Source organism: Rickettsia parkeri (assembly GCF_051427245.1).
In the GTDB taxonomy this organism is placed as follows: Bacteria; Pseudomonadota; Alphaproteobacteria; order Rickettsiales; family Rickettsiaceae; genus Rickettsia; species Rickettsia rickettsii.
The window spans coordinates 981,391-1,006,685 of sequence record NZ_CP195774.1; the positions used below are offsets into that span (position 1 = coordinate 981,391).

Consider the following 25,295-nt stretch of genomic DNA (forward strand, 5'->3'; position numbering starts at 1 on the left):
AGCACACTAATTAAATATTGGTTATGAAGAAAATTATCGGATTATTTTTTGTAATTATACTTAGTGCAATAAGTACTAGTATCTTAGCGGGTGATTATCCAAAAACAGAACGAGAGCAGAAATGGGACGAAGTAGGTTCTATAGCAGGTGAAGAAGGATTAGTTTTTAGACCGGGTAGGGTTAAGAATGAATCTACTAAAGCTGTAGGAGGTTCAGTTAATAAATATCTCTGGCAAGCAGCATTAGAGACTATAAGTGTTGCTCCTCTTGCATCAGCCGACTCAAACGGCGGTGTGATTATTACGGAATGGTATAGCCCACGTTCTAATCCTAATTTTCGATTTAAAATAAATATATTTATTAAAGACGATGTAATCAGCCCTGATTCAATCGAAGTGAAAGTATTTGAAGAAATGCTTAAAAATAAACAATGGGTACTTAATGAAAACACCTCAAATCTTGCTATCACGCTTGAAGATAAAATTTTAAGAAAAGCTAGAGAGATATATATTAATAGTGTGAGGTAATAACAGTATTGCCGTCATTGCGAGGAAATTACGGAGTATTGACAAAGCAATCTCAGGATATTTGATGAGATTGCTGTGCAGTCTACGACTGCTCGCAATGACAATACAGTATATAAATTAAAAAAATATGAACCAAATAGAACAAAAATGGCAGTACATTTGGCAAGAAGAAAAAGCTTTTGAGGTATCAAACGCGAGTAGCAAGCCAAAATATTACGTACTTGAAATGCTGCCTTATCCTTCCGGTAAAATCCATGTAGGTCACGTACGCAACTATTCTATAGGTGATGTTATTGCAAGGTTTATGACTATGCAAGGTTTTAATGTGCTTCATCCGATGGGCTGGGATGCTTTCGGGCTACCTGCCGAAAATGCCGCAATAAAAATAATTCTCACCCAAAAAAATGGACATATTCTAATATCAAGAATATGAAAAAGCAGCTAAAATCTATGGGCTTTTCTTATGATTGGTCTAGAGAGATAAATAGTTGCGATCCTGAGTATTATAAACATGAGCAGAAATTCTTTTTAGAGCTTTATGAACGAAATCTTGCTTATCAAAAAGAATCATTTGTTAATTGGGATCCGGTTGATAATACCGTGCTTGCGAATGAACAAGTTGTAGACGGGCGTGGTTGGCGTTCAGGTGCAATAGTTGCAAAACGTTATTTAAAGCAATGGTTCTTAAAAATTACCGATTATGCTGAAGAATTATTAAACGAAATTCAGAATTTAAAAGAGTGGCCTGAAGCTGTTCGGTCTATGCAAGAGAAATGGATAGGTAAATCGATAGGTGCTAATTTTCATTTCAAAATTAAGGATAATGAAGAGACTACTATAGAAGTATTCTCAACCAAACCTGAAACCATTTTTGGTGCTAGCTTTATAGGAATTGCCTTTAATCATCCGATAATAGGGCGGTTAGTTTCTAAAACACCTGAAATACTCGCTTTTATAACTCAATGCTCGCATATTACAAGAAGTAGCGAACTAGAAAAGGCTGAAAGGGAAGGTGTATTTACCGGTCTTTTTGTTACTCATCCTTTCGATTCAAATATAGTTTTACCGGTTATTATTACTAATTTTGTGCTAATGGATTATGGAACTGGTGCAATATTTGGTTGCCCTGCTCATGACGAATGTGACCATGAATTAGCTGTCAAAATGAATTTATCTATTAAACAAGTAATTAAAGCAGATATGGATGTACAAAAGACCGCTTATACGGAAGATGGAATTTTAATTAATTCGGATTTTCTAAACGGCTTAACTAGTCACGAAGCAAAACAAGAAGTCATCGGAGAATTTGAGAAACTAGGCATAGGTAAACGCAGCGTAAATTATCGTCTAAAAGATTGGGGGATTTCAAGGCAGCGCTTTTGGGGATGTCCTATTCCTATGATTCACTGCGAAATTTGTGGCATAGTGCCTGTACCTTACAAAGACTTACCCGTTACTTTACCTGATGATGTCAATTTTGACGGTCACGGTAATCCGCTTGATCATCATCCTAGTTGGAAACATGTTAATTGTCCGAAATGCGATAAGCCGGCTGTGCGTGAAACCGATACTTTTGATACATTTTTTGAATCATCTTGGTATTTTACGAGATATTGCAATAGCAATGCTACAGAGATGACTGATAAAAAAGCTTGTGATTACTGGCTACCGGTCGATAAATATATAGGCGGCATTGAACATGCGGTAATGCATTTATTATATGCAAGGTTTTTCACAAAAGTAATGAACGAACAGAATTACGTAAGCGTTCGAGAGCCTTTTAAAGGGCTATTTACTCAAGGTATGGTACTACATGCCACTTACAAAGATGAACATAATAATTGGTTATATCCTGAAGAAGTAGTTAAAAAGGGTAATGAATTTTTTCATAAAGAAAGCAATAATAGAGTAGTGCAGGGACGCATTGAAAAGATGAGTAAGTCTAAAAAGAATCTCATCGATCTTGAGACAATGCAAGAGCAATATGGGGCAGATGCTATTAGGCTTTTTGTACTGTCCGATAGTCCGCCTGAGAAAGATCTAGAATGGTCGGCAAGCGGTATTGAAGGCTGCTCACGTTTTATTAATAAGCTTGAGTATATGTTTAAGGCGATAGATTCTTTAAAAGATGATGTGAATAGTGAGGTTAATAAAGAGCTTAATAGGTTAGTACATTTTACAATAAAGCACGTCGCCGAAGATATAAAGCATTTTGCCCTAAACAGAGCAATAGCACGTATGCGCGAGCTTTCTAATGCTATATCTGCTGAAATATCCAAAGATAAAATTGATGTTAAAACCGTAAGGCATGGCTTTAATGTTTTAGTACAGCTACTAAATCCTTTTATCCCGCATATTACGGAAGAAATTTGGCAAAAGCTTGGCAATAAAGAGCGATTATATAATTTGTCTTTTCCTGTATTTGATGAATCAATGCTAGAGTTAGATACATATATTATGGCAGTGCAGGTTAACGGCAAACTCCGTGATACCTATGAGTTTAAAACTTCCGTAAGTGAAGATGAAATAAAGCAAGTTACCGTCAGTCTGCCAAAGGTACAAAAGTTCTTAGAAGGGAAAGAGCCGAAGAAGATTATCCTCGTTCCTCGTAAAATTGTGAATATACTCGTTTAATTTGGAAAATTGGCTACGTTGTTTTGGTAAGTCTTCGGATGTTCATGTATTAAGTATATGTTCCGCTCCTCGGCTTACAGACTCCTTGCTCTTTCCAAATTAAACTGCGTCTATCTACTTTTCATTTATCAGAAGTATATTATTTTTTGAATCTGTCATCCCGCGACTTGATCGCGGGATCTAGTTTAAAATACTAAAATTATTAGTACTTTAAGTTGTTTTTTAAATACCGTGGTCAAGCCGCAGTATGACACCTAGCATACTTTTATTGTATTACCACCATACTAACCCAAAAAAAAGTAGTAGTATGACCTAAAACTACCTCCTTATGTTTATCTAATGAAGCGTCATAATGCTGCTGCGTCTCATTTATAAAATTACTGCAATTATTATGGTAAGTACCTTTTGAAGCACCCTTATAACTCTGATAAGATGAAGTTTCATAATGCCCCTTCTCTAAGGTAATAGTAAATATTGTTTATTAGCCATTAATACTTTATCTATTATATAATTGGTTGCCTACCAAAATGCGGCAAAAACACCGCCATCAATACTTAAAGTGTCTTCTTCTGTTTCACAAGTTATAATCCTAGGATAACAGAGGTTTGCTATACTATCTAGACTTAGATTTAAATCTGACTCTGAATCTAGCACGTCTATTTTTTTCTATTAGTCATAAAGATCCCCTTTTAGTTACTAATTAATTAAACTTTTTGTATAACTTGTGTCTAAGGGTAAATTTGTATGTCAATCCGGTACTCACATCCTTACGTATTTTTATGTATGCTGCGGTGGCAAGTGTTTCCGTGTCGTCTTCAAATTCTTCCTTATTAGCTACATTATGCAATAAGTCTATTGTAGGCTCAGTAATTTAAAAAAATCAATTAGCTACTAATAGACTGTCTGTAATAAATTTTAACCGGTAATTTAATTTTTTTTTGCTGTAAATTATAAGATTTTTTTGAAATAGGAACTGCTATTTCTGCAAAAATCTTCAATTATTAATTAAAATTTATTACAGATAGACTATTAAATAGTGCGCCTGATTTTATACCTGAAGTCAATACTAAAAATGGTATTAATAAATTAATGCATGAAAATATCGATTTCATTCCAACCGATAAGGTCTAAATTAGCTCTTATCGGTAAAAAACGGAAAATATCTTGGGCAAGTTCATACCTATTTTCTTTAAGTAGCATTTTTTGTAAAATATCTTTTAACTGATGCAAATAAAGCACATCTTTTGCTGCATATTCTTTTTGTTCTGAAGATAAATTATCCGCACCCCAATAGGAAGATTGTTGTTGTTTTGAAATATTTATATTAAGCAATTCTCGGCACAAATCCTTAAGCCCATGACTATCGGTATAAGTTCTAACTAGTTTTGAAGATATTTTAGTACAAAAGATATTTTCTAAATCTATACTTAAATATTTTTTTATGGATGCTAGATCAAATCTAGCAAAATGAAATATCTTACATCTAGTTTTATCTAGTAATAATGCTTTTACATTAGGAGCTGTATAATCTTGATTTGTAAAATGAACAAGATGAGCTTCACCATTGCCGTTACTAAATTGTAGCAAACATAGTTTATCTCTATGTAGATTTAGTCCCATTGTCTCGGTATCTATAGCTAGATCTCCTTCAAGTTTAAAATTATTAGGTAGGTCGTTTTGATAAATTTTTATAGTCATAAATGATTTTTAATTCCTTTGAATCAATAATGTTGTTGTGCGGATCGAAAAACGCGTTCTGTGTCATACCGTGGCTTGACCACGGTATCAAAAAAAAATTAAAAAAGACTGGATCCCGCGATCAAGTCGCGGGATGACAACAAAGTTTTGTTATTGGTGATTAAACACCTGCTCATTTGGAGCAGCTACTCCTAAAACTTTCTTTGCTTGTTCTTCTAACATATCTTTATTTAGAGATTCCGTTCGAAGTAATTTGACGTTATGCTCAAGTTCTACTCTTTCTGCTCGTAAGCCTTTTAGTTCATCATAAGCTTTTTCAAGCTGCCTATTTACTTTTAGATATGCAATAATCCCTTTGTTACCATATATGCAATGAAAAATAAAATATCCAAGCAGTAAAGCTAAAACGATATTTAAAATTATTTTTTTAGCATGATTATTTAAATGTATTATCATAAATATATATCTTCATAAGAAATAATATCAGAGTGGTTAAAATAATACTATCAAATCTGTCTAGCACTCCTCCATGACCGGGTATTATATGACCGCTATCTTTAATATTAAATTTTCGCTTAAAATATGAAATAAATAAATCACTTAATTGAGCTATTAATGCTAATATACAACTAATTATAAACAAATAAATTTTATTTGAAAAATAGTAATTTTCAATATGAAAGTTTGGTATAAAACTAACTAATACCGCAACTAAACCTGCTGATAATACTCCCGTCACTAAACCGCTCCAGGTTTTTTTAGGACTAAGTTTCGGAGCAAGTTTTGCTCCTTTAAAAGTTTTACCGCCAATCATAGCGAAAGTATCTACCGACCACATTATGCAAAAATAAAGCATAATAAGCCATCTATTGGTATCTTCCATACTTAAAAATATTAATAGGCTTATAGGAATCGGAATAATAATTAGCCCGATTAATAGATCAGGAATAGAAGAGTAGGTCATATTATACCATTCACTTAACATTCCCGTACCTACTAATATCATTAGAATATAGAATAAAGGCTTACACCATAATATAGCTATGACAAATAACGGAACTAAAACTATACCGGACAGGATTCTTAAATATATGTTTGATTTTTGTTTATCTTTTACCAAATGTTCTTTTCCTTTTTGAGTAATCATTTATAGCTTCTTGTATATCATATTTATTAAAATCAGGCCAATATTTGGGTGAGAAATATAATTCAGCATAAGCTGCTTGCCAAAGCAAGAAATTACTGATGCGATAAACCCCGCCCGGTCTTATTAATAAATCTACATCCGGCATTTCAGGATCATATAAAGCGTGTTGTATATCGCTGTCACTTACTGCTTTTTTACCGCTTGTAATAATTTTTGTGCAGGCATCAACTATTTCTTGACGACTTCCATAACTAAAAGCTATACAAAGCGTTATCTTATTATTATTTTTTGTTAATTCTATAGCATTATTTATTTGTTTTTGCAATGAGCTACTTAATAAAGTCAGCCTACCTATTACTTTTATTTTAACGCCGTTTTTATGTAAATTATTTAATTCGGTTTTTAAATAAATACTTAATAATTTTATTAAGAAATCTACTTCCGTGCTTGAGCGTTGCCAATTTTCGGAAGAGAAAGTATATAAAGTTATATAAGGTATGTTAAGGTTAAGAAACTCAGGCAGTAATTCACGAATTTTATCGGCTCCTGCTTTATGCCCTTCAGATTTTGTTAAGTTATGCTGATCTGCCCAACGAGCATTACCGTCCATTATTATTGCTAAATGTTTTATGTTAGTCATTATTTTATATTTTAGATGTTGCTGCATGGATCGATTTTTCCGTCATTGCGAGCGACTGCAAGGAGCGTGGCAATCTCATGAAACAATATAAAATTTCTGAGATTGTCACGCCCTCGGCTTTGCCTATCCTTGTAATGACGACTTGGCATCTACACGGGAATGACATCGGTAGTCATATTTTAGGTATTTCGATTCTTACCGATAGCCCGCCTAAATCCTTGCTATCTTCTAAATAAATAGAGCCTTTATGATCGTTTATTATTTCTTTAGTAATAGCAAGCCCAAGCCCTACGTTACTTGCATTATCAAGCTGTCTTGCTTTATCCGATCTATAAAACGGTTTAAATACAAGGTGTGTTTCCGTATCATCTATACCGGGACCGTTATCCTCAATAATTATAGCTACGGTAGATGAATTATCTTTTGAGGATATCTTAATTTTAGTTCCATATTTTATAGCGTTACCGATTAAATTAGACAAGGCTCTTTCAAAAGAATGCGGCTTAATGCATACTTCTAGTTTATCTAAATTAGTAGATTTTATAAATTCAATATTTACATGTGACCATTTGTTAAAAAAACGTTCCATCCAAGGTAATAATAAAATGTCTTCAAATTCTTCTGTACTTTCACCTTTAGCAAAATCTAAATAAGAATTTATCATTTGCTGCATAGTTAATATATCTTGTTTTAACCCTTCGATTTCTTCGCTTTCTTCCATCAATTCAAGTTGTAGCTTCATTCTTGTTAAAGGAGTTCTCAGGTCATGAGAAATCATAGCAAGCATAGTGGTTTTTTTAGTAATTTGTTTTTCAATACGAGCTTTCATTTTTAAAAAAGCAAGCCCTGCTTTTCTTATTTCTAAGGCTCCTGAAGGTTTAAAATTTTTGCCTTTTAAAACACCTCGACCAAATTTATCCATGCTATCCGCAAGAGTGAGTATTGATTTAATTTGATTTTTGGAGAAAATAATAGAAACAGAAAGTAATATAACAGTTAAAGATATAATCCATAAAACAAATATATATACTGTAGGATTAAGTAGTAACTTTGCAGGAAAAGTAATATATAATACTCCATCTTTTAATTCTAAAAATACTTCAATTTTATTTTCCTTATTTAGTTTAACTATATTTTTTTCATGGATTTTTGTAGCTAAAATATTTTTGAATATAGTTAAAGGTTCACCTAATTTAGGCTGTTTTATAGATAACTTTTTATTAAGCTGAAACTGATAAGATAAATTAAGATAATTTTCCGATAAATGGGTTATCTTTCTTGAATTATTTCTATGTTCTTTAATCAATGATTCTATTTCATTGATAATAATAGTACTAGTATAATATGAAACATTATACCAATGACGATCGTAAAACAAAAATATAGCAACGATTTGTCCTATTAAAATCGGAATGATTATAATAAACATAAACCGTACAAATAATGTTCTTGGTAAAGCATATTTCAAAGAGCTTGATACAAGCGAATTTTTCAAGATTCGTCTGTGCTCACGTATTTTTATACGCTGTATAGGCTCGCTTTTAAATTCATCTTGTCTGAAGCTCTTTGAAATATGCTGTAATAATTTAGATATAAAGTGCATAGCCCTCATTACGCACAGTTTTTAAATATTTCGGCTCTTTTGGGTTGTCTTCTATTTTGCTTCTTATTCTTGTAATTTGTACATCGATAGAACGCATACTAAGCCCTCCCATTATTTTTGACAGTTCAAAACGACTAGTAGATTTACCGGAATTTTTTATTAATATCTCAAGTAATTTTTGTTCAGTAGAGCTAAGAGATACAATTTGATTATTCTTGGTAAATTCTTTTGTATCGGAATTATAAAAATTATTGCCGAATTTAATTATATTCGTTTCTTTTGTAAAGTTATTATAATTATTGATTAAGTTATTTATCCGAAGTAATAATTCTCTCGGTTCAAAAGGTTTAGTTATATAATCAGAGGCACCGGCTTCAAGTCCTTTAACACGGTCATCAGCTTCCGATAAAGCAGTAAGCATAACTATAGGAATATTATTACCGGTATCCCTTATAGTAGTAGCAAAATCAAGCCCTGTTATTTCAGGTAACATAACATCTAAAATAATTAAATCATAATTAGAAGTTTTTAATAGATTTTTAGCTTCTATGACTGAGCTTGTCGTTGATACTAAAAACGCGTTTTTATTTAAAAATTGCTTTAAAAGTGCTAATATTCTGCTATCATCATCAACGATTAAAATATGTGCTTTGTATGTATGCATGTATACTCGTTTAATTTAAAAAAATTGTATTTCACTATTGTCATCCCGTGGTCAAGCCACGGGATCTTATGTCGCAGGCTGTGTTCTGAGATCCTGCGATCAAGTCGCGGGATGACGTTAAATACTACTGGATTCCCGCTTTCGCAGGAATGACATAAGAACTACGGCCGTATAGCTCATGACGATTGACAATACTTTAATATAAATATAGGTTAATGACAATGGTAAAACTAGAGCAAATTTTTTGGCATGTTTGGATTAACGGTGATTTAGTTCCTTATCAATTTGCAAGGATTCATGTTTTGACTCATAGCCTGCATTATTCAGGATCGGTATTTGAGGGTGAGAGAGTTTATAACGGCAAAGTTTTTAAACTAAAAGAACATACGGCAAGATTAATAAAATCAGCAGAAGCATTAGGTTTGAAAGTACCTTATAATGTAGACGAGATAATAAAGGCTCATGAACGTGTAATAAAACAAAATAATATTAAGGATGCATATATAAGACCGCTTATTTGGTGCGGAGACGAGTCGCTAAATATCACTAATCAGTATTTATCTACTAATCTTTTGATTGCCGGTATTCCATCTATGCCGAGGTCTTTTGAGAAAGGTATAAATTTGCATGTAAGCCGCTGGCGTAAAGCAATGCCTGATAGCACCCCGGTACAATCTAAATCCGCCGCTCAATATAATATGGCAATAACGAGTAAAAAAGAAGCTAAGGCTCTTGGCTATGAGGATGCATTATTACTTGATTATGAAGGGTATATTGCTGAATGCACTACAACAAATATTTTCTTTGTTAAAGATAAAATATTATATACTCCAATTGCCGATAGGTTTTTAAACGGTATAACAAGACAGACTATTATTGAAATTGCAAAAGATTTAGGTCTAGAAGTAAAAGAAGAGCGTTTAAAATTAGAGCAAATAGAGGATTTTACCGGATGTTTTGTTACAGGCACGGCAATTGAGGTACAAAATATTGATTCTATAGATCTTGGCAATAAAAAGATTATTTTTGATGATCGTAAAATTGCAGATCGTTTGAAAGAAGAGTATAGGCGTGTTGTTAGGGAGTAGAAGAAACGTCATTGCGAGGAGGTATTGCCTGTGTATGGATACCGAGTCGTCATTGCGAGCAGTCGTAGACTGCGTGGCAATCTCATGAAATAATAACAAACTCCTGAGATTGCTTCGTCGAATTACTACGTAATTCTTCTCGCAATGACGATTTAATAAGCTAAACAATTAAAATCAAAAAAATCATGCATAACATATTTAAAGGTTTAATTACCGCACTTATAACACCTTTTAAAGATAATAAGTTAGACTTATATGCTTTAGAGAGAATTGTAAAACATCAAATAAAGCATGAAGTCGATGCAGTATTAATTGCAGGCTCAACGGGAGAAAGTAGTAGTTTAAGCTTTGAAGAATATAAATTATTACTGCAAACTAGCGTAGAAATCGTTAATAAGTGTATTCCTATAATAAGCGGGTGTTCATCAAATAATACTACTTATGCAAGAGCACTTGCAGCGGAATCTACAAAAATCGGCGTAGATGGTTTTATGGCTAGTCCACCATCTTATGTCAAACCTACCCAACACGGGATTTATAAGCATTTTGAAGCATTGCATGAAGCGTGTAATCTACCTATTATGTTATATTCAGCTCCAACTAGAAGCGGAGTAGATTTTTCTGATGAGACAATATTGAGACTTAGCAAGCTACCGCGTATTTTAGCATTAAAAGATTGTGGTGTAGATTTAGAACGTCCATTGCGGATCAGAGCAACAGTTAAAAAGGATTTCAATATTTTAACCGGTAATGATGAAGTAGTCTTAGCTTTTAACGCTCAAGGTGGGGTGGGGTGGACTTCTGTAGCCTCTAATATTGTTCCTAATATATGTAAAGAGCTATTAGAAAAATGGAATAAGAATGATACTAAAGGAGCATTAGAAATCCATCAGAAATTACTACCTTTATATACAGCATTATTTGTAGAATCTAATCCGATTCCGATAAAATATGCTGCACATTATTTAGGTTTATGTGAAAATGAAATTAGACCCCCATTAACTGAAGCAAGCGATAGTGCCAAAAAACAAATTGAAAACATCATAACATCACTATCTATAAAAATATGACTGAATATAAGAAAGTTATTGCACAAAATAAGAAAGCCCTTTTTAATTATTTTATTGAAGAAAGATTAGAAGCGGGTATTGTATTAAAGGGTAGTGAAGTACGGTCTCTGCGTCAGGGCAAAGCTTCTATAGAAGAAAGTCATGCGGCAGATACCGGACATGAGGTATTTTTGTATAACTGCCATATTGCAGAATATGAAAAAGCGAATAGATTTAATCATGCTACTCGTAGACCGCGTAAATTATTATTGCATACTAAAGAGATAAAGAAAATTATCGGTAGAATTAGAATAAAAGGCTATACGCTAGTAGCTCTTTCTATGTATTTTAATAAAAAAAATAAAGTGAAAGTTGAACTTGGTATTGCTAAAGGTAAGAAATTACATGATAAAAGAGAGTCAATTAAAGAAAAAGACTGGAAAAGAGATCAGAGTAGATTAATAAGACAGAAGTAATGGACTTTGCTACACCGGATGACAAGCCGGCTTTGTTACATAGCTCGTTTTATGTCATTCCCGCGAAAGCGGGAATGACATATAGAATTACTTAGACTTTAGGAAGATATAAAATTTTTAAAAAAGGTATTTATGCAGCATATTATAGGTAAAATATTGGTTATATTTATAGTTATAATAGGAGTTTTATTTGTTTTCAAAACAATGAAAACTTATTCTACAAATCCGGTTTCCGTTGAGGTTAAACAAAGCGAAGATGCAAGAAAATGTGAAGAGGAAAGAGTACAAGAAATAATCAAAGATTATTTGCTTAAAACTCCGGAAATAATAATAGAATCAATAGAAGGGTTGCAAAAACGTAAAGTACAGGAAAATGAGACTAAAGTTAATAACTATATAAAAGATAATAAGTTAAGTATTGAAGATAGCACAAGTTTTCCTGTTATAGGAAATAAAGACGGTGATGTAACAATAATTGCTTTTTATGATTACAATTGTTCTTATTGTAAAAAAGGCGATGTTTCTATAAATGAATTATTGCAAAACGATCCAAAAGTTAAAGTTGTATTACGACCGCTTCCTATCCTTGGAGATGTTTCCGAATATCTTGCAAGAATAGTTTTAGCTGTTTATAAGGTTAATCCAAGTAAATTCAAAGCTGTTCATGATGAATTAATAAAAATAATAGATGTTTCTAAGGAATCTATAAAAGAATTATTAACTGAGAATGGCTTAAATGCTACGGACATTGAAGAAATTGCCGATAGTAATGAGATTAAAGATTTAATTACTCAAAATATGAAAATAGCTAGAAGTCTTAGAATTCAAGGAGTACCTGCGTATATAATCGATTCAAAATTAATACCTGGGTTAATAGATTTCCCACAATTACTAAATATAGTTAAAGAAATTAGGGGTAATTAAGAGTTCTTAAGAATTGTTGCGTAGACCAGTAAATGCTTTTTATGTTATTCCCGTGAAAGCATTGTTGCATGGATACCAAATCATCATTGCGAGGAGCGAAGCGACGTGGCAATCTTGTCAAGCATCCTGAAATTGCTTCGTCAATTAGTTACGTAATTTCCTCGCAATGACGACCTTCAGTCTCCACGCAACAAGGCCTAGTAGGAATGACAGCAATTGCTCTTGAATAACTTTAGCCTTTATTTAGTAAATCTAACATAGTTTTACCGATATTGGCAGGGGATCTAGTGATAATTACGCCGGCACTTTGTAGAGCTTCAAGCTTATCTTCGGCACTTCCTGTTCTTCCGACAATAATGGCTCCGGCATGTCCCATTCTTTTACCTGGAGGTGCTGTAATACCTGCAATAAAGCTTACTATAGGTTTCTTGATTTTTGACTGCTTGATAAACTCAGCTGCATCTTCTTCTGCATTACCGCCAATTTCACCGATCATAATAATTGCTTTTGTTTCATCATCTTTCAAAAACATCTCAATACAATCAACAAAATTAGTGCCGTTAACAGGATCGCCGCCTATACCGACACACGTAGATTGTCCAAGTCCTACTGCTGTTGTCTGTGCTACTGCTTCATAAGTTAGAGTACCTGATCTTGAAACAATACCTATTGTTCCTCTTTTATGAATATGCCCAGGCATAATACCGATTTTACATTCACCCGGTGTGATAACTCCAGGGCAGTTAGGACCGATTAATCTAGTTTTAGAACCGACTAAAGCACGTTTTACTTTCACCATATCAAGCACCGGAATTCCTTCCGTTATACATACTACTACTTCAATTTCGGCATCGATTGCTTCTAATATTGAATCAGCGGCAAAGCCGGGCGGAACATATATAACGCTTGCATTTGCACCGGTTTTTGCTTTTGCTTCATGTACGGTATTATATACAGGTAAATCAAGGTGAGTATGACCGCCTTTGCCGGGTGTAACACCGCCAACCATGTTAGTGCCGTACGCTATCGCTTGTTCAGAGTGAAAAGTTCCTTGTAAACCAGTAAAACCCTGACAGATCACTTGTGTTTTTTTATTTATTAATATTGCCATGTTAAATAATGTTTATTGTTTTTATTTTACTTTGATGTCATCCCGCGACTTGATCGTGTGATCCAGTCCTTTTTTAATTTTTTTATGGATACTGTGGTCAAGCCACGGTATGACACTGAACTGGTTTTTCGAGCTATACAACAAGGTCAATGCCTGTATAGCTCATGACGGTTATCTACCGTATCGCTTCAACTATTTTATTTGCCGCATCTGCTAAATCATGTGCCGGTATTATTGCTAAACCGGAATTTGATAAAATTTCTTCGCCTTTTTCAACGTTTGTACCGGCTAAACGAACTACTAACGGTACTTTTATACCTATGTCTTTTGCAGTGGCAATAATCCCTTCTGCTATAATATCACAACGCATGATACCGCCGAAAATATTAACTAGAATCCCTTGTACTTCTTTATCAGATAAAATTATTTTTAAAGCTTCTTTTACACGCTCACGATCAGCTCCACCACCGACATCCAAGAAATTAGCAGGCGAAGCACCGTAAAGTTTAATAATATCCATAGTGGCCATGGCAAGACCGGCACCGTTAACCATACAACCGATATTACCGTCCATTTTTACATAGCTAAGTCCTGCATTTGCTGCTCTAGTTTCTAGAGGATCTTCTTCATCATGATCACGCATTGCCGTAATATTCGGATGCCGAAATAAGCCGTTATCGTCAAAAGTAATTTTTGCATCTAAAGCTAATAAGTTCCCGTTGCTATTTACAATTAATGGGTTGATTTCAATTTGTGCTGCATCGGTTTCAATAAAAGCATTATAGACTGATTTTACTATTTCTTTCATCTGTTTAGCTTGGTTATCCTTAAAGCCTAACTCATAAGCTATGCCTCGCATATGAAAATCTTGTAAACCGGTTGCAGGATCAACGGAAAATTTAATAATTTTGTCCGGAGTTTTTTCTGCTACTGCTTCAATATCAACTCCTCCTTCTGTAGAAGCTATAAAAGTAATACAGCTAGCCGATCTATCAAATACTATACTAAAATAATATTCTTTTAAAATATCACAACCTGATTCGATATAAAGACGGTTTACTTTTTGTCCTTGAGGTCCTGTTTGATGCGTTACTAAATTAATACCAAACATGTCATGAGCAACTTTTTTGGCTTCTTCTTTACTCTTAACAACCTTAACACCGCCTGCTTTACCTCTACCGCCGGCATGTATTTGTGCTTTAACCACATATACTTCCGTATTTAATTTATCTATGGTTTCATTAATCTTTTCGGTTTTCGTAACAACTAGCCCGGTGGAAGTAGGTACGCCGTATTTTCTTAAAATCTCTTTTGCTTGATATTCATGAATATTCATTTTAAATAATTTATTTAAATTGCTATTAATTTTTATGGATAAGATGCATTTTTAACTTCTCTTACTAGGTCTTTATCAAAAGTGATAAACTTATTAGCACTATTGACTTCTCTTTCTGCAATAATTATATAATCGGCAAAGTCTGCTTTACCTTTAATATATTTCTCAGTAGCTGATATTATTATGTCTTGATGTCCAATGATAAAGCCGGAATTATCAATAAGATTAATTACTGCTTCATAAATTTCCTGGCGAGTAAATTTATTTACTTTTAGCACCCATACAAATTCAAGTAATGCATATGATGCAATAAAAATCTTATTAGTGATGTTATTGTTTAAGAAATTTTGAGCTGCTTTACCTTGTATTTCATCATCTTCAAGAAAAGTACAAGTTAAGATATTAGTGTCAATTCCTATCATTTTCGATAACCGCAATACTAATAGCTTCATCTACATCCACCGGATCGTTTTTAGCTTTATGTTTACCTTTACCAAAAAAGCTATAGATATCTTTTTTTATGGGAAGCAATTCTAATGTTTCATTTTTTTTGTAGTTAATTATTAACTCAGAGCCTGAATGTAAACCAAGTTTATTTCTTATATATTTAGGTATAACTACCTGTTTCGATGAGATTACTACTCTGGCACTTTTACTCATAATACTAATATAGGAAGTTATCTGATCTTACTTTGTATATAAAACACAATTTATTATATGTCAATAAGTTTATAATGAGGTTACTCATTCACTATCCTCTTTGAATAGGTTATCTTTCCTAATAAAGTGATGATATAATGCAGCTAGTATATCAAAATAATTAAAGCAGTAAATAAGCAGCATTTTTATAGATTTTTTAAAGATTTTGGCAAATTGTAAATCTGGAGCAAAAGAATTTATAGTAAACAAACCATAAAAATCAATATGATGGTTTGATAAAATAGTTATTAGAAAGCCGCTTATCGGCATTAATAACATTAAAAGCTATAGCAAATGTATATTAATATTAGCGGCTTTTTTTGCCAATTCGGCATATCTTCCGGTAGCAAAACATTAGCATTATAGAATTTCCATAAAAGCCTTATTATTACTAAAGATAAAACAACTATACCGGTTGCTTCATGTATCCCGTATAATTGCCATTTTAAAGGAAGTTCTAAGAAATTATCCATTAAGACACCGACAACGAGCATTACTATAACTATAATGCTCATGATCCAGTGAAAAAGTTTTGCAATTAAGCCGTAAGAATTTTCAGTATTTGTAAGTAGCATGATAGTACTCAAACTTACTTAATGTCATTGTCGCTCTTCTGTGTCATTTTCCTGCGAAAGCAGGAATCTAAAAAACAATAAAAAATACTAAAATTATTAGTATTTTTAACTAGATCCCATGGGCAAGCCACGGGGTGACACCGAGTCACGGTATGACAGTTTCTTCTTAATTCCCAACGGCCGTATCTATAATCTTTTCTGCCTCTGTACCGCTAATTTTTTCTTTATCATTCAGAATGAGATTAGCATTCTTTAAGTCATCTCCTATATGTTCCGCTCTTCCTTTTAAAACCTTAGCTAAAAACTGCTCGGCAAGAGCGTAATATGAGATTCGATTACCGGCTTTTGCAAATCCATGACCTTCATCTTTGTAAAGTGCATAAACTACCGGTATATGCTTTGCTTGCATGCTGTTTACAATCTGTTCTGATTCTGCCTGCACGACTCTCACATCGTGAACACCTTGTGCTATAAATAAAGGCTTTTTGATATTATCAACAAAATTAATCGGTGATCTTTGTCTTAAAAATTCTTTTTCTTCTTCAGTATCCCAAGGTCCTATACGTGTTTTATATATACTTAACAATGGTGTCATATAAGGAGCTTTAGATTGCACATGAGTTAATAAATTAGACATACCGACAACGTCAATACCGCAAGCAAATACGTCAGGCGTCATGGTAAGACCTACAAGCGTTGCATAACCTCCATAGCTTCCACCCATAATACAAACTTTGTCAGAATCAACTATATTATTCTTAATAGCCCAGTTAACACCATCAATTAAATCGGTGTGCATTTTACCGGCATATTCTAAATTACCGGCGTTTAAGAAATCTTTCCCAAAACCGGTAGAACCACGGTAATTTATACTTAAAACTGCGTAACCACGATTTGCAAGCCACTGATGCTCAGGATTGTATCCCCAGCTATCACGTACCCACGGACCGCCGTGGACATTTAAAATTAGAGGTACTTTTCTATCGGGTATATTATTTTTATCGAGCTTTACATCATTTGGAAAAGTGATATAGCTAACTAAATCAAGCCCGTCACGTGACTTGATAATTATCGGTATCATCTTAGCAAGATTATATTGCTCAAGTTCTTTGCGATTAGTAAATAAAAACTCAGCTTTTTTATTTGCCCTATCATATTTATAATATTTCACCGGTGCATTATCAGCCATATAAGCAACGATCCAAGTTTTATCGTCTAGCGTCCTACTATTAATAATTAAATCACCGCGATCAATAGATTGCAAATATTTAATATCATCTTCAATATCTTTATCTAATATTTTATATGAGACTCTATCATAATCTATAGATACTGCTTGCGGAGTTTGCTTTGTGGGATGAACTGTAAATAAGCCGATATCAGCTTTTGCATCTTCGGCTAATATTTCTTCACTACCTGTAGCTAGTGTTATAGCTTTAAGTGCGGAGGTATTACGATTACGTCCCTCTAGCATATATAAAGTTTCACCGCTAGCATCAAAACCAAGTATGGAAGTGTTAAAAGAATCTTCCATTGATATCTTAGTAAATAACTTTGGTTCTCCGTCTTTTAATTCATAATATTCAACAGCTCCGTCTTTATCTAGTAAGCTACCGAATCTTAAATTTAAATTTTCATCAGTTACATAATCAGTAAATCTATCATTTTTATAAATCAGTTCTTTTTCTAGAGTATCTAGATTTAATTTGTAAATATCAAAATATTCAGGATTACGCTCATTTAAATATATTAATATCTCATTTGGCTTCTTATGACTTGCTCCGGCTATTGTGGCTTTAACTCCTTTTGCAGGAGTAAGTAATTTTGTCTCTTTTGTCTCTATGTTATAGCTATAAATTCGGTCATTTTCATCACCGTTAAAATCTTGGGTATATAAAATATTTTTATTATTATAAGCTTTAGCATAAGACCAAATACCGCGTCCTTTATCATGGGTTATGGCTTCTGCTTTACTAATATCATCTGAGGGTGCTAGCCAAATGTTTAATACACCGTCTTTCGGTGCAACATATAGAATATATTTGCCGTCGTGGGTTAGAGAAACCCTTGCTTTATCAGGGTTACCGAATAAAACTTTTCTGGGGATTATTTGATTGTTATCCGTTATCGTTTGAAACATAAAAATACCGACACTTATTATTAATATAGTGCCTATAATATAGAAAATTTTACTCATTACTAATAGTTTGTTATTTAGTTGTATAGTCTTTTGATGTCATTCCCGCTTCCGCGGAAATGACATTCAGGTCATAAAATGTAATTGCTACACTCTCTCAATATTGCTTAAAAACCAATCAACTTCTTTGGTATTAGCATTACGTGTAAATGTCCATTCTTCTTTTAAATCTTCGATTTTGTCAACTACATTTTTACCTTGAAATAGTAACTTAATAAATATGTTATTACCGAACATGTAAATTTCTGAATATTTTGCACTTAAAGCCGATGAGTCAAAAAAATCACCATAGGACGGTGTTATTTTTTCAAATTCTTCCAAGTATCTTTTATCTATCAGCTCAGATAATTCTTTAGCATCTTTTTTATAAGCAGCTTCTATAATCATTTGAAAAGCAGTTTTAGCATTATTTATGAATTTAACCGGATCAAAGGAGTAAAGGCGTTTATGGACTTGTTCCATTCCATCTACGACCGCAGTTATATTATGTTCTACTATTATATCTTTAAAAGCTTTAATATCTTGGGCTGTTGGAATATTTTTTTCTTCTTTATTAGATTTCACTATACTGTAAGTTACGTCCTTAATAACCGGTTCGCCAAAATAAGATTTTTGCTTTGTCTGTTCCTCTTCTGAAGTAGAACCGAGAGTCGTAATTAATTTGTTGATAATGTAAAAGGCAATAACGGCAAAAATTAATAACTCTATTATTTGAGGAGACATTTTCTATTTATTTTTATTAAAAGATTATTTTTATATATTAATATAAAAAAATAATCTTTTAAAGTTATTTAATAAAAATAAGGATTTATTTTTATTTGAGTTATACTTAAAATTTAAAAAATCACTAAAATATCTTGATTATTTTAATTATTATGATATTTATCGTTTTGTAAATGATGTTTAAACTCCATCATTGCAAAACATTTATTATAGCCTTTAGTCCATTTATGTTAGGGGGCTGTTGTACTAAAACTTAATTTTTAAGCGTTTTTAGTATAACGGATAATTATTGTTTTCAATGATTGTGTTTATCCCCTAGCACCTATCTATTCACTTTTAATTGATGAATGAACTGGCGAGCTGGTAATTCAATTGTATAATGCAACATAGTAGCTATTGTAACCGAAGTAGCAAATTTAAGCCATAAAGGAGTTGGATAAATCCAGTAATATGCTACAAAAAATTCTGTAGTTAAAACAGAAAGGTATAAAGCATATGAAATTTAATCTAGAAAATATGTTATTGGATTACCGAAAATAAGTGTACTTAATCCTGAATCATTAGATGTTCCAATAATTATTAAGGATGAGCCAACTGCAAGCCACCAAAATGTTTCTGCATTAATTATAATAAAAATATAAGCAAAAACAGCAATTCCTACAAATGTAATAATATCATAAATAATATAATTAAGTTTCAAAGATTTTATATATTTTGTAATAAAAAATGTTATACAACCAAAAATAAATACACCTAAAAACATTATTAAGCTTTTACCGTAAGCAAATTGTACTCTTTCGTTACTAATATGGGTCTGCAGCCATTGAAAAGCATAAGGAGCAGAAATTATCCCATAAGATATAAATAACAAGATTATCAATAACTTAATTATTGATAATCTTTGCATCAATGATATTAAAAAAGGAAATAATTAATATGCAAACATTGCCGTACGTATTGTACATGAAGGTTGATTCCAAGATACTAAATCCGTGAACCCCCATGCTTGAATAAGGAACACATTATAAAAGCATAAATAAATGTAAGGGATAAACTCTGGCAATACGTGCAAATAAAAAACTTTTATAACTAACGGTATGCGTATAAAATCTAGTATTATATACATAACATAAAATAAAGCCGGATAACACAAAAAATATTACAACCCCAAGACTGCCAAGTCTTGCTATATTCATTCCAATTGAGTTACATGGCCAAATTATATGTGGCGTGTTAAGAAGAATACCCATAATGCAGTATACCCGCGTAAACCTGTTAATCCTTTTATTTCTTTTAAGTTATCTATTTTGTTATGCCATATTTAAGTTATAACATTACTGATTAAAATATGGCATGATACAATAACCTAAATATTAAAACAATTTATTAATAATAATTTTTTTTATAAATTATTAGATTCTTATATTCAGAGATCTTTTAATAAGTGTGCCACTTTTATAGCATTATCAAATCCGTGATCGTAATGAAATCTTATATCAGGCGAGAATTTCATATTTATTTTATTAGTAATAAAATTTCTGATAGCATTTTTAGAATTATTTAATGCATCCATAATTTCATCTATTGTTAGTTTAGTATTAAAAGGCAAGAAATAACAATTAGCTATTTTGAGATCAGCAGTAACTATAACTTTCGTAATAGTGAGAGGACAATCAAAAAGTCTGGTATCCAGCATTTTGCCACGCCTTAGAATTTCTATTAATGCTTCATTTATAATGCTTGCTAATTTTTGTTGTCTATGAGAATGAGTTTTGGTTAATTTTTTCATGCGTTAAAAAATATATACAATTCTAAGGCATAATAGCATGCTTTTGCCAAACAACCAATACCTAAAAATTTTAGAAATTTTGTTTTAAAAAAACCGGAGAATAAAGAAATAAAGCTTCCCCAAAAAGCAAATGCCATTAAGAAAATTATAAATATCTCATATTTATAATATAGTTTTGTTAAATTTTTATGTCTTAAAATATTTTGTGTATTTTTGGAAGCATAAAAGATATTTAAAACTATTTTTCCAAAAAGATAATTGATTGCATTACCGCTAAGAGAAGCACAAATAGCTACTAACAGCATTATTAAACTATTATAGCCTCCGAACATTTTCATAGAATGAAATATTAATTCATTCTGAAAACCTATAACAAGATTTGAGACAAAACTATCAACAAATAATAAACTATATGCTTTAAATTGATTCATGAATGTAATATATTGAATTTTGATTAGGGGTATTAATCGTCATTGCGAGGAAAAACTGTAAGTTTTGACGAAGCAATCTCATGCCAAAATCCTGAGATTGCCATAACCCTTACTATCTAACACCACAATAAAGTAACTGGCAATGAAAAAGCAAATTATTTATCCTGATTTTATAGCACGAATTTTTTCTACGGCACTTGATTTATCAGTATTTGCCTTTATAGCAATCCCAATATCACAATTTTGTTCTTTTAATTTATTATGGTTGTTCTTTAATGATTACTTCCTTAGCAATAACATTAATCTTCATAATCCCAATGAAATGTTTAACTCGGTTATGAGTCAGGAATTTTATGAATATCTTAAAGCAGGAAATTTTAATAAATATATTTTGTTTAATATTTCAATTTTTGCTACTAATATATTAGTAATAGGCTCATATTTCATAACGCTTTGGTATTATAAAGGTGCAACGCTTAGTAAAATGTTTTTACGTATGAAAATCGTAGATGCCGTAACATTAAATCGTCCGACCTTAAAGCAGTTAATTAAAAGATTTTTAGGGTATATGACTTTTCCTATCGGTATTTTTTTCATACTTTTTTCTTCTAAAAAACAAGCATTACATGATAAGATAGCCGGAACCGTCGTTATTAAGTCTTAAATATACTCCTAAGTAATACTAAGTAATAGACGAAGTTTAATTTGGAAAAGAGCAAGGAGTATATAAGGCGAGGAGCGGAGCATATACACTTAATAGGTGAGTACCGCAGTTCTTATAATACGACGTAGCTCATTTTTCAAATTAAACGAGTATATTTATGAATGAAACAAATGATAATGATATAGATCAGCTAATTTATCTTTTTTCAAAATTACCCGGTCTTGGTATTAGATCGGCAAGGCGTATAGCGCTTTACCTATTGCAAGATAAAGACGTAAGGTTAAAAAGCCTGATTAATAATCTTGTAGAGATAGATAAGAAAATAGTAAAATGCGAGATTTGCGGTAATATGGATACGGAAAATATGTGCCGTATTTGTTCTTCTGAATATAGAGATAAATCAATTATTGCTATTGTCGAAACTGTGGCTGAATTATGGGCAATGGAGCGTAGCGGTAATTTTAAAGGTTTATATCATGTACTCGGTCATAATTTATCGGCAGCTAGTAGACAAAACCCTAGAATACTTCGGTTACCTGAACTACTTACAAGATGTTTTGCAGAAAATATTAAAGAAGTTATTATTGCTACTAATTCTACTTTAGAAGGTCAGACTACTGCTTATTTTATTACAGAATATTTAAAAGAGCATCCTGCTAAAATTTCTCGCCTTGCTAGCGGTATACCTATCGGAGGTGAACTTGATTATTTAGACGAGGGTACCGTATCTGCCGCTATTAACCTACGCCAACCTTTTGAGTAAAAATTAATAATTTTATTAAAGTTATAGTGAATCTTGATGAAATTCTAGATGATGTTCGCCGGCGAATTTTATTACATCATTATGATTTCCTTGATGATCAAAATGTATCAGTAATTCACCTTGTTCGTTTGAATGTAATATATTTGTGAATAAACGCTGGTCACCATCAATTTTAATGTCAACTACTTTTTACCGATAAATTTAACGCCGTTATCCCCCTGTTGTCTATATATTATATCTTTCTTTAAGGCATTTATAAAGTTATCACATTGATTCTTATCTAATCTCAATGGCTTTCTGATTTTTATTATCATATTGTAAAATTTCCTCAACTTTCTTTAACGCTAAGTTGTATTTCTTAATTGCGATTAAACAAGTGATAATCTTATTAATTTTTTCTATAGCTTGTGCTTGTGCAAAATTAAGGTTGCTAACAAGAGCTTCGATATGAATTTGGTTAATATATTCTTCAGGATTTATAAAAATTCTATTGCCTGGAAGATATTACTGAGATATGGAGTTATTTTATTTTTAGGTATTTTTTGTATAAATTGTTTAGCTAATTCATATTGTTTGGTATATAAGGCTGTTGTAGATAGTAATATAACACCACTAATAGAGTTGCTAATTTCGATTCACTCATCCTTTAGGTTTTCTTCATTCACAATTTTCTCAGCAGCAGAATATTGATTGTATTTGGCAATATATTGAAAACATCGAAACTGTTCTTGACTATCTTTAGATAAATTGTCTTGGTTAATTAGATTTAATTTAGCTTCAGCAATTTCAGCTAAATTAAAACTCATTGCTGTCAAAATTTTGATATCTGTAGGAGCATTTTTGATTAAATTTTTTGTTGCTGTTGCCCTTTCGTTAAGTAAATAAATATTAAATAAGCTATAGATTGATGAAGCGCTATCGTTTGGTCGATCCTTTAAAATGCGTAATAATTGTTTTTCGTCTAATGATAATTTTCCTGTATTATTATTATAGGCTACTGATAGATTATAACGGCAAAAATAGATGAATTTACTTTCCTGTTTTTGCTCATTGTTTACTAGATTCGTTGGTCGTGGTGCAAGTAATGTTATTATTTCATCATATTTTTTGGTAGCAAGCAATATTTCAGAAAAAGAGCCTAGAATAGCAAAATCTTCTATATTTGCTAATTGTTTAATAATATCAGGTTGAAATAAATTTCTGCAATAAAATTTAGATATTTTTGATACCATTCTCCTTGAGTTTTAAGTAAATTTAAAACTATAGATGCTGATTTAAGTATATCTTTAGTTACTTCTTCCATTAATGCAATATTCTTTTCTACTAAGGCTAAACGAAAAATATTTTCCTTAGCGATAAATTTATTGATAATCTTAGTGATAGGGTTAGAAGAATTGGAGCTAGGTTTGTATTCAAACAATATTGCTACTTTAGAATTTTTATTAATTAAAGCATTATATTCACTAATCTCATACTCTTTAAATAACTCATGATTTTTAAGTTCTTCGTAACTGCAATAGTTCTTAAATAATTATTTTTTATATCAAAATCCTTAACTATTGCTGAGTACAATTCTATAGCTGTATTTAAGGTAATATTGGAGCTTTACGTGATAACCATAAAATATGGTTATTTTCAGAAAAGTTAATAGAAGACTTGATTTCATATATGATGCCTAGTTATTTTTAACAAGGCATCATATATTAGTTTAATTCTTAGTCAAAAAATTATTAATATTTTTTAATAATTACCCACCGAATTGCTCTTTAATAATTCTATCTTCCAGCGTATGGTTTTTATTAAAGAGCAGTTTGACAGGCTTATCCTTAGTAGATTTAACGGTAACATTTGTGATATTATTAAACTCCTGAAAGTCGGCAGTAGCATTTACCGGTCGTTTATTTGTATTAAGTATTTCAAATTTAATCGTAGCAGATGAAAGCAGTAAAGCACCGTGCCATCTACGCGGTCTAAACGAGCAGATAGGGGTTAGGCATAACATGTTTGACTCAAGCGGTAAAATAGGACCGCTGGCAGATAAATTATAAGCACTACTTCCGGCAGGTGTTGCAACTAAAGCTCCGTCTGCTACTAATTCGCTCATTCTCTCTATCCCGTTTACTTCTATTCTAAATTTAGCAGCTTGATTAGTTTTACGAAATATCGATACTTCGTTAATAGCAAGTGCCGTATATATTTGACCGCTCGTATCTTCGACTTGCATAAGAAGAGGATTTAGGATAGAAACCGTACTTTCGTGTATATTTTGTAATAATTTTTTGTTATCTAAAGGATTCATTAAAAAGCCGAGGCTTCCTAAATTAACTCCGTAAAAAGGTATATTAAGATGCATATAGCGGTGAATATTATGTAGTAATTCTCCATCCCGCCTATTACGATAATGACCTCCGCTTCCTCTATTTTACAATAATTATAGAGTTTTTTTATTTCCTCTATAATAGCTAAATGTTTGGAATTGTGGTTATAAATTAATGCTATTTTATTTATATTCATTATATGAATTTCTTTTTTAATATATAGACGCTTAACTAATAAT

Annotated in this window: 26 protein-coding genes and 4 pseudogenes; 8 read left to right on the forward strand and 22 right to left on the reverse strand. The window is 32.0% G+C overall.

All coding sequences use genetic code 11. From position 1 onward, the window contains the following. The first annotated feature begins 23 nt into the window (after window positions 1–23). Both ACSFFC_RS05615 and leuS read left to right on the forward strand, forming a co-directional pair. Window positions 24–527: a DUF3576 domain-containing protein gene (locus ACSFFC_RS05615; protein WP_004995768.1), complete on the forward strand. Its 504-nt coding sequence runs from the start codon at window positions 24–26 to the stop codon at window positions 525–527. 127 nt (window positions 528–654) lie between these two features. Further along, a pseudogene (gene leuS / locus ACSFFC_RS05620) lies at window positions 655–3,161 on the forward strand (leucine--tRNA ligase). Here the strand turns inward: leuS and ACSFFC_RS05625 are convergent. From ACSFFC_RS05625 to ACSFFC_RS05655, 7 genes and pseudogenes are all read right to left on the reverse strand, one after another. Then, window positions 3,158–3,254, reverse strand: a pseudogene (locus ACSFFC_RS05625) (palindromic element RPE5 domain-containing protein); the annotation flags it as partial. The pseudogenes leuS and ACSFFC_RS05625 overlap by 4 nt on opposite strands. 993 nt (window positions 3,255–4,247) lie before the next feature. Then, on the reverse strand, window positions 4,248–4,859 hold the full coding sequence (locus ACSFFC_RS05630; protein ID WP_004995765.1) for a ribonuclease D: 612 nt from the start codon (window positions 4,857–4,859) through the stop codon (window positions 4,248–4,250). Between the two features lie 150 nt (window positions 4,860–5,009). Then, entirely contained in the window at window positions 5,010–5,315 is a 306-nt protein-coding gene (locus tag ACSFFC_RS05635; RefSeq protein ID WP_014410673.1) for an FtsB family cell division protein, read from the reverse strand. Then, a complete protein-coding gene (locus ACSFFC_RS05640; RefSeq protein ID WP_014410674.1) occupies window positions 5,296–6,006 on the reverse strand; it encodes a phosphatidate cytidylyltransferase in 711 nt (236 codons plus the stop codon). Before ACSFFC_RS05640 ends, ACSFFC_RS05635 begins: the two co-directional genes overlap by 20 nt. Beyond that, the gene (gene uppS / locus ACSFFC_RS05645; RefSeq protein ID WP_010977222.1) at window positions 5,966–6,673 is read right to left on the reverse strand and encodes a polyprenyl diphosphate synthase; all 708 of its coding nucleotides are present in this window, start codon (window positions 6,671–6,673) and stop codon (window positions 5,966–5,968) included. The genes ACSFFC_RS05640 and uppS overlap by 41 nt, the downstream gene beginning before the upstream one ends. A 145-nt stretch (window positions 6,674–6,818) precedes the next feature. Then, window positions 6,819–8,249 (reverse strand): palindromic element RPE3 domain-containing protein, encoded by a 1,431-nt coding sequence (locus ACSFFC_RS05650; RefSeq protein ID WP_014410675.1) that lies wholly within the window; start codon window positions 8,247–8,249, stop codon window positions 6,819–6,821. Next, window positions 8,233–8,913, reverse strand: a complete 681-nt coding sequence (locus ACSFFC_RS05655) for a response regulator transcription factor (RefSeq protein WP_014410676.1) — start codon at window positions 8,911–8,913, stop codon at window positions 8,233–8,235. Before ACSFFC_RS05655 ends, ACSFFC_RS05650 begins: the two co-directional genes overlap by 17 nt. A 215-nt stretch (window positions 8,914–9,128) precedes the next feature. Between ACSFFC_RS05655 and ACSFFC_RS05660 the strand changes: the two genes are divergently transcribed. From ACSFFC_RS05660 to ACSFFC_RS05675, 4 genes are all read left to right on the forward strand, one after another. Next, window positions 9,129–10,001 carry a branched-chain amino acid transaminase gene (locus tag ACSFFC_RS05660; protein ID WP_014410677.1) on the forward strand — a complete coding sequence of 291 codons (873 nt, stop codon included), beginning with the start codon at window positions 9,129–9,131 and terminating at the stop codon, window positions 9,999–10,001. A gap of 185 nt (window positions 10,002–10,186) precedes the next feature. After that, the gene (gene dapA, locus ACSFFC_RS05665; protein ID WP_004995750.1) at window positions 10,187–11,071 is read left to right on the forward strand and encodes a 4-hydroxy-tetrahydrodipicolinate synthase; all 885 of its coding nucleotides are present in this window, start codon (window positions 10,187–10,189) and stop codon (window positions 11,069–11,071) included. After that, window positions 11,068–11,526, forward strand: a complete 459-nt coding sequence (gene smpB, locus ACSFFC_RS05670; protein ID WP_004995749.1) for an SsrA-binding protein SmpB — start codon at window positions 11,068–11,070, stop codon at window positions 11,524–11,526. Before dapA ends, smpB begins: the two co-directional genes overlap by 4 nt. Before the next feature lie 132 nt (window positions 11,527–11,658). Then, entirely contained in the window at window positions 11,659–12,450 is a 792-nt protein-coding gene (locus ACSFFC_RS05675; RefSeq protein ID WP_014410678.1) for a DsbA family protein, read from the forward strand. 232 nt (window positions 12,451–12,682) lie between these two features. Here ACSFFC_RS05675 and sucD read toward each other — a convergent pair whose 3' ends face one another. The 12 genes and pseudogenes from sucD to ACSFFC_RS05735 all read right to left on the reverse strand — a co-directional run bounded on the left by sucD (window position 12,683) and on the right by ACSFFC_RS05735 (window position 21,311). Next, the gene (sucD, locus tag ACSFFC_RS05680; protein WP_014410679.1) at window positions 12,683–13,561 is read right to left on the reverse strand and encodes a succinate--CoA ligase subunit alpha; all 879 of its coding nucleotides are present in this window, start codon (window positions 13,559–13,561) and stop codon (window positions 12,683–12,685) included. 175 nt (window positions 13,562–13,736) lie between these two features. Beyond that, window positions 13,737–14,897, reverse strand: coding sequence for an ADP-forming succinate--CoA ligase subunit beta (sucC, locus tag ACSFFC_RS05685; protein ID WP_014410680.1), 1,161 nt, complete (start codon window positions 14,895–14,897; stop codon window positions 13,737–13,739). Window positions 14,898–14,929: 32 nt separating this feature from the next. Next, entirely contained in the window at window positions 14,930–15,319 is a 390-nt protein-coding gene (locus ACSFFC_RS05690) for a type II toxin-antitoxin system VapC family toxin (protein ID WP_014410681.1), read from the reverse strand. Then, window positions 15,306–15,557: an AbrB/MazE/SpoVT family DNA-binding domain-containing protein gene (locus tag ACSFFC_RS05695; protein WP_014410682.1), complete on the reverse strand. Its 252-nt coding sequence runs from the start codon at window positions 15,555–15,557 to the stop codon at window positions 15,306–15,308. The genes ACSFFC_RS05690 and ACSFFC_RS05695 overlap by 14 nt, the downstream gene beginning before the upstream one ends. Window positions 15,558–15,717: 160 nt before the next feature. Beyond that, window positions 15,718–15,875: pseudogene (locus tag ACSFFC_RS05700) on the reverse strand (cytochrome B). Next, window positions 15,875–16,171, reverse strand: a complete 297-nt coding sequence (locus ACSFFC_RS05705) for a cytochrome b (protein ID WP_014410684.1) — start codon at window positions 16,169–16,171, stop codon at window positions 15,875–15,877. Before ACSFFC_RS05705 ends, ACSFFC_RS05700 begins: the two are co-directional and overlap by 1 nt. A 166-nt stretch (window positions 16,172–16,337) precedes the next feature. Beyond that, a complete protein-coding gene (locus ACSFFC_RS05710) occupies window positions 16,338–18,368 on the reverse strand; it encodes a S9 family peptidase (RefSeq protein WP_014410685.1) in 2,031 nt (676 codons plus the stop codon). Window positions 18,369–18,455: 87 nt separating this feature from the next. Beyond that, window positions 18,456–19,091, reverse strand: a complete 636-nt coding sequence (locus tag ACSFFC_RS05715) for a Tim44 domain-containing protein (protein WP_004995740.1) — start codon at window positions 19,089–19,091, stop codon at window positions 18,456–18,458. Between the two features lie 502 nt (window positions 19,092–19,593). Beyond that, window positions 19,594–19,998 carry a hypothetical protein gene (locus tag ACSFFC_RS05720; protein ID WP_231569125.1) on the reverse strand — a complete coding sequence of 135 codons (405 nt, stop codon included), beginning with the start codon at window positions 19,996–19,998 and terminating at the stop codon, window positions 19,594–19,596. Between the two features lie 115 nt (window positions 19,999–20,113). After that, window positions 20,114–20,341, reverse strand: coding sequence for an acyltransferase family protein (locus tag ACSFFC_RS05725; RefSeq protein WP_012719693.1), 228 nt, complete (start codon window positions 20,339–20,341; stop codon window positions 20,114–20,116). Between the two features lie 176 nt (window positions 20,342–20,517). Beyond that, entirely contained in the window at window positions 20,518–20,880 is a 363-nt protein-coding gene (rbfA, locus tag ACSFFC_RS05730) for a 30S ribosome-binding factor RbfA (RefSeq protein ID WP_014410687.1), read from the reverse strand. Further along, on the reverse strand, window positions 20,877–21,311 hold the full coding sequence (locus ACSFFC_RS05735) for a YqaA family protein (protein ID WP_014410688.1): 435 nt from the start codon (window positions 21,309–21,311) through the stop codon (window positions 20,877–20,879). Before ACSFFC_RS05735 ends, rbfA begins: the two co-directional genes overlap by 4 nt. Before the next feature lie 142 nt (window positions 21,312–21,453). Here ACSFFC_RS05735 and ACSFFC_RS05740 point away from each other — a divergent pair, with 142 nt between their 5' ends. After that, on the forward strand, window positions 21,454–21,975 hold the full coding sequence (locus ACSFFC_RS05740) for an RDD family protein (RefSeq protein ID WP_004995736.1): 522 nt from the start codon (window positions 21,454–21,456) through the stop codon (window positions 21,973–21,975). Window positions 21,976–22,132: 157 nt separating this feature from the next. Next, window positions 22,133–22,738, forward strand: a complete 606-nt coding sequence (gene recR / locus ACSFFC_RS05745) for a recombination mediator RecR (protein ID WP_014410689.1) — start codon at window positions 22,133–22,135, stop codon at window positions 22,736–22,738. Between the two features lie 635 nt (window positions 22,739–23,373). On the opposite strand, the gene ACSFFC_RS05750 is transcribed toward recR, so the two are convergent. The 3 genes and pseudogenes from ACSFFC_RS05750 to ACSFFC_RS05760 form a co-directional block, all read right to left on the reverse strand. Continuing rightward, a complete protein-coding gene (locus ACSFFC_RS05750; protein ID WP_041472207.1) occupies window positions 23,374–23,970 on the reverse strand; it encodes a hypothetical protein in 597 nt (198 codons plus the stop codon). Further along, window positions 23,904–24,158 (reverse strand): hypothetical protein, encoded by a 255-nt coding sequence (locus ACSFFC_RS05755; RefSeq protein ID WP_014410691.1) that lies wholly within the window; start codon window positions 24,156–24,158, stop codon window positions 23,904–23,906. Before ACSFFC_RS05755 ends, ACSFFC_RS05750 begins: the two co-directional genes overlap by 67 nt. A 327-nt stretch (window positions 24,159–24,485) precedes the next feature. Next, a pseudogene (locus ACSFFC_RS05760) lies at window positions 24,486–25,252 on the reverse strand (NAD kinase). Between the last annotated feature and the right edge of the window lie 43 nt (window positions 25,253–25,295).

Coding starts and splice junctions, on each gene's coding strand:
- ACSFFC_RS05615 (WP_004995768.1), top strand. CDS start 24: ATGAAGAAAATTATCGGATTATTTTTTGTAATTATACTTAGTGCAATA.
- ACSFFC_RS05630 (WP_004995765.1), bottom strand. CDS start 4,859: ATGACTATAAAAATTTATCAAAACGACCTACCTAATAATTTTAAACTT.
- ACSFFC_RS05635 (WP_014410673.1), bottom strand. CDS start 5,315: ATGATAATACATTTAAATAATCATGCTAAAAAAATAATTTTAAATATC.
- ACSFFC_RS05640 (WP_014410674.1), bottom strand. CDS start 6,006: ATGATTACTCAAAAAGGAAAAGAACATTTGGTAAAAGATAAACAAAAA.
- uppS (WP_010977222.1), bottom strand. CDS start 6,673: ATGCAGCAACATCTAAAATATAAAATAATGACTAACATAAAACATTTA.
- ACSFFC_RS05650 (WP_014410675.1), bottom strand. CDS start 8,249: ATGCACTTTATATCTAAATTATTACAGCATATTTCAAAGAGCTTCAGA.
- ACSFFC_RS05655 (WP_014410676.1), bottom strand. CDS start 8,913: ATGCATACATACAAAGCACATATTTTAATCGTTGATGATGATAGCAGA.
- ACSFFC_RS05660 (WP_014410677.1), top strand. CDS start 9,129: ATGACAATGGTAAAACTAGAGCAAATTTTTTGGCATGTTTGGATTAAC.
- dapA (WP_004995750.1), top strand. CDS start 10,187: ATGCATAACATATTTAAAGGTTTAATTACCGCACTTATAACACCTTTT.
- smpB (WP_004995749.1), top strand. CDS start 11,068: ATGACTGAATATAAGAAAGTTATTGCACAAAATAAGAAAGCCCTTTTT.
- ACSFFC_RS05675 (WP_014410678.1), top strand. CDS start 11,659: ATGCAGCATATTATAGGTAAAATATTGGTTATATTTATAGTTATAATA.
- sucD (WP_014410679.1), bottom strand. CDS start 13,561: ATGGCAATATTAATAAATAAAAAAACACAAGTGATCTGTCAGGGTTTT.
- sucC (WP_014410680.1), bottom strand. CDS start 14,897: ATGAATATTCATGAATATCAAGCAAAAGAGATTTTAAGAAAATACGGC.
- ACSFFC_RS05690 (WP_014410681.1), bottom strand. CDS start 15,319: ATGATAGGAATTGACACTAATATCTTAACTTGTACTTTTCTTGAAGAT.
- ACSFFC_RS05695 (WP_014410682.1), bottom strand. CDS start 15,557: ATGAGTAAAAGTGCCAGAGTAGTAATCTCATCGAAACAGGTAGTTATA.
- ACSFFC_RS05705 (WP_014410684.1), bottom strand. CDS start 16,171: ATGCTACTTACAAATACTGAAAATTCTTACGGCTTAATTGCAAAACTT.
- ACSFFC_RS05710 (WP_014410685.1), bottom strand. CDS start 18,368: ATGAGTAAAATTTTCTATATTATAGGCACTATATTAATAATAAGTGTC.
- ACSFFC_RS05715 (WP_004995740.1), bottom strand. CDS start 19,091: ATGTCTCCTCAAATAATAGAGTTATTAATTTTTGCCGTTATTGCCTTT.
- ACSFFC_RS05720 (WP_231569125.1), bottom strand. CDS start 19,998: ATGCAAAGATTATCAATAATTAAGTTATTGATAATCTTGTTATTTATA.
- ACSFFC_RS05725 (WP_012719693.1), bottom strand. CDS start 20,341: ATGGGTATTCTTCTTAACACGCCACATATAATTTGGCCATGTAACTCA.
- rbfA (WP_014410687.1), bottom strand. CDS start 20,880: ATGAAAAAATTAACCAAAACTCATTCTCATAGACAACAAAAATTAGCA.
- ACSFFC_RS05735 (WP_014410688.1), bottom strand. CDS start 21,311: ATGAATCAATTTAAAGCATATAGTTTATTATTTGTTGATAGTTTTGTC.
- ACSFFC_RS05740 (WP_004995736.1), top strand. CDS start 21,454: ATGAAAAAGCAAATTATTTATCCTGATTTTATAGCACGAATTTTTTCT.
- recR (WP_014410689.1), top strand. CDS start 22,133: ATGAATGAAACAAATGATAATGATATAGATCAGCTAATTTATCTTTTT.
- ACSFFC_RS05750 (WP_041472207.1), bottom strand. CDS start 23,970: ATGGTATCAAAAATATCTAAATTTTATTGCAGAAATTTATTTCAACCT.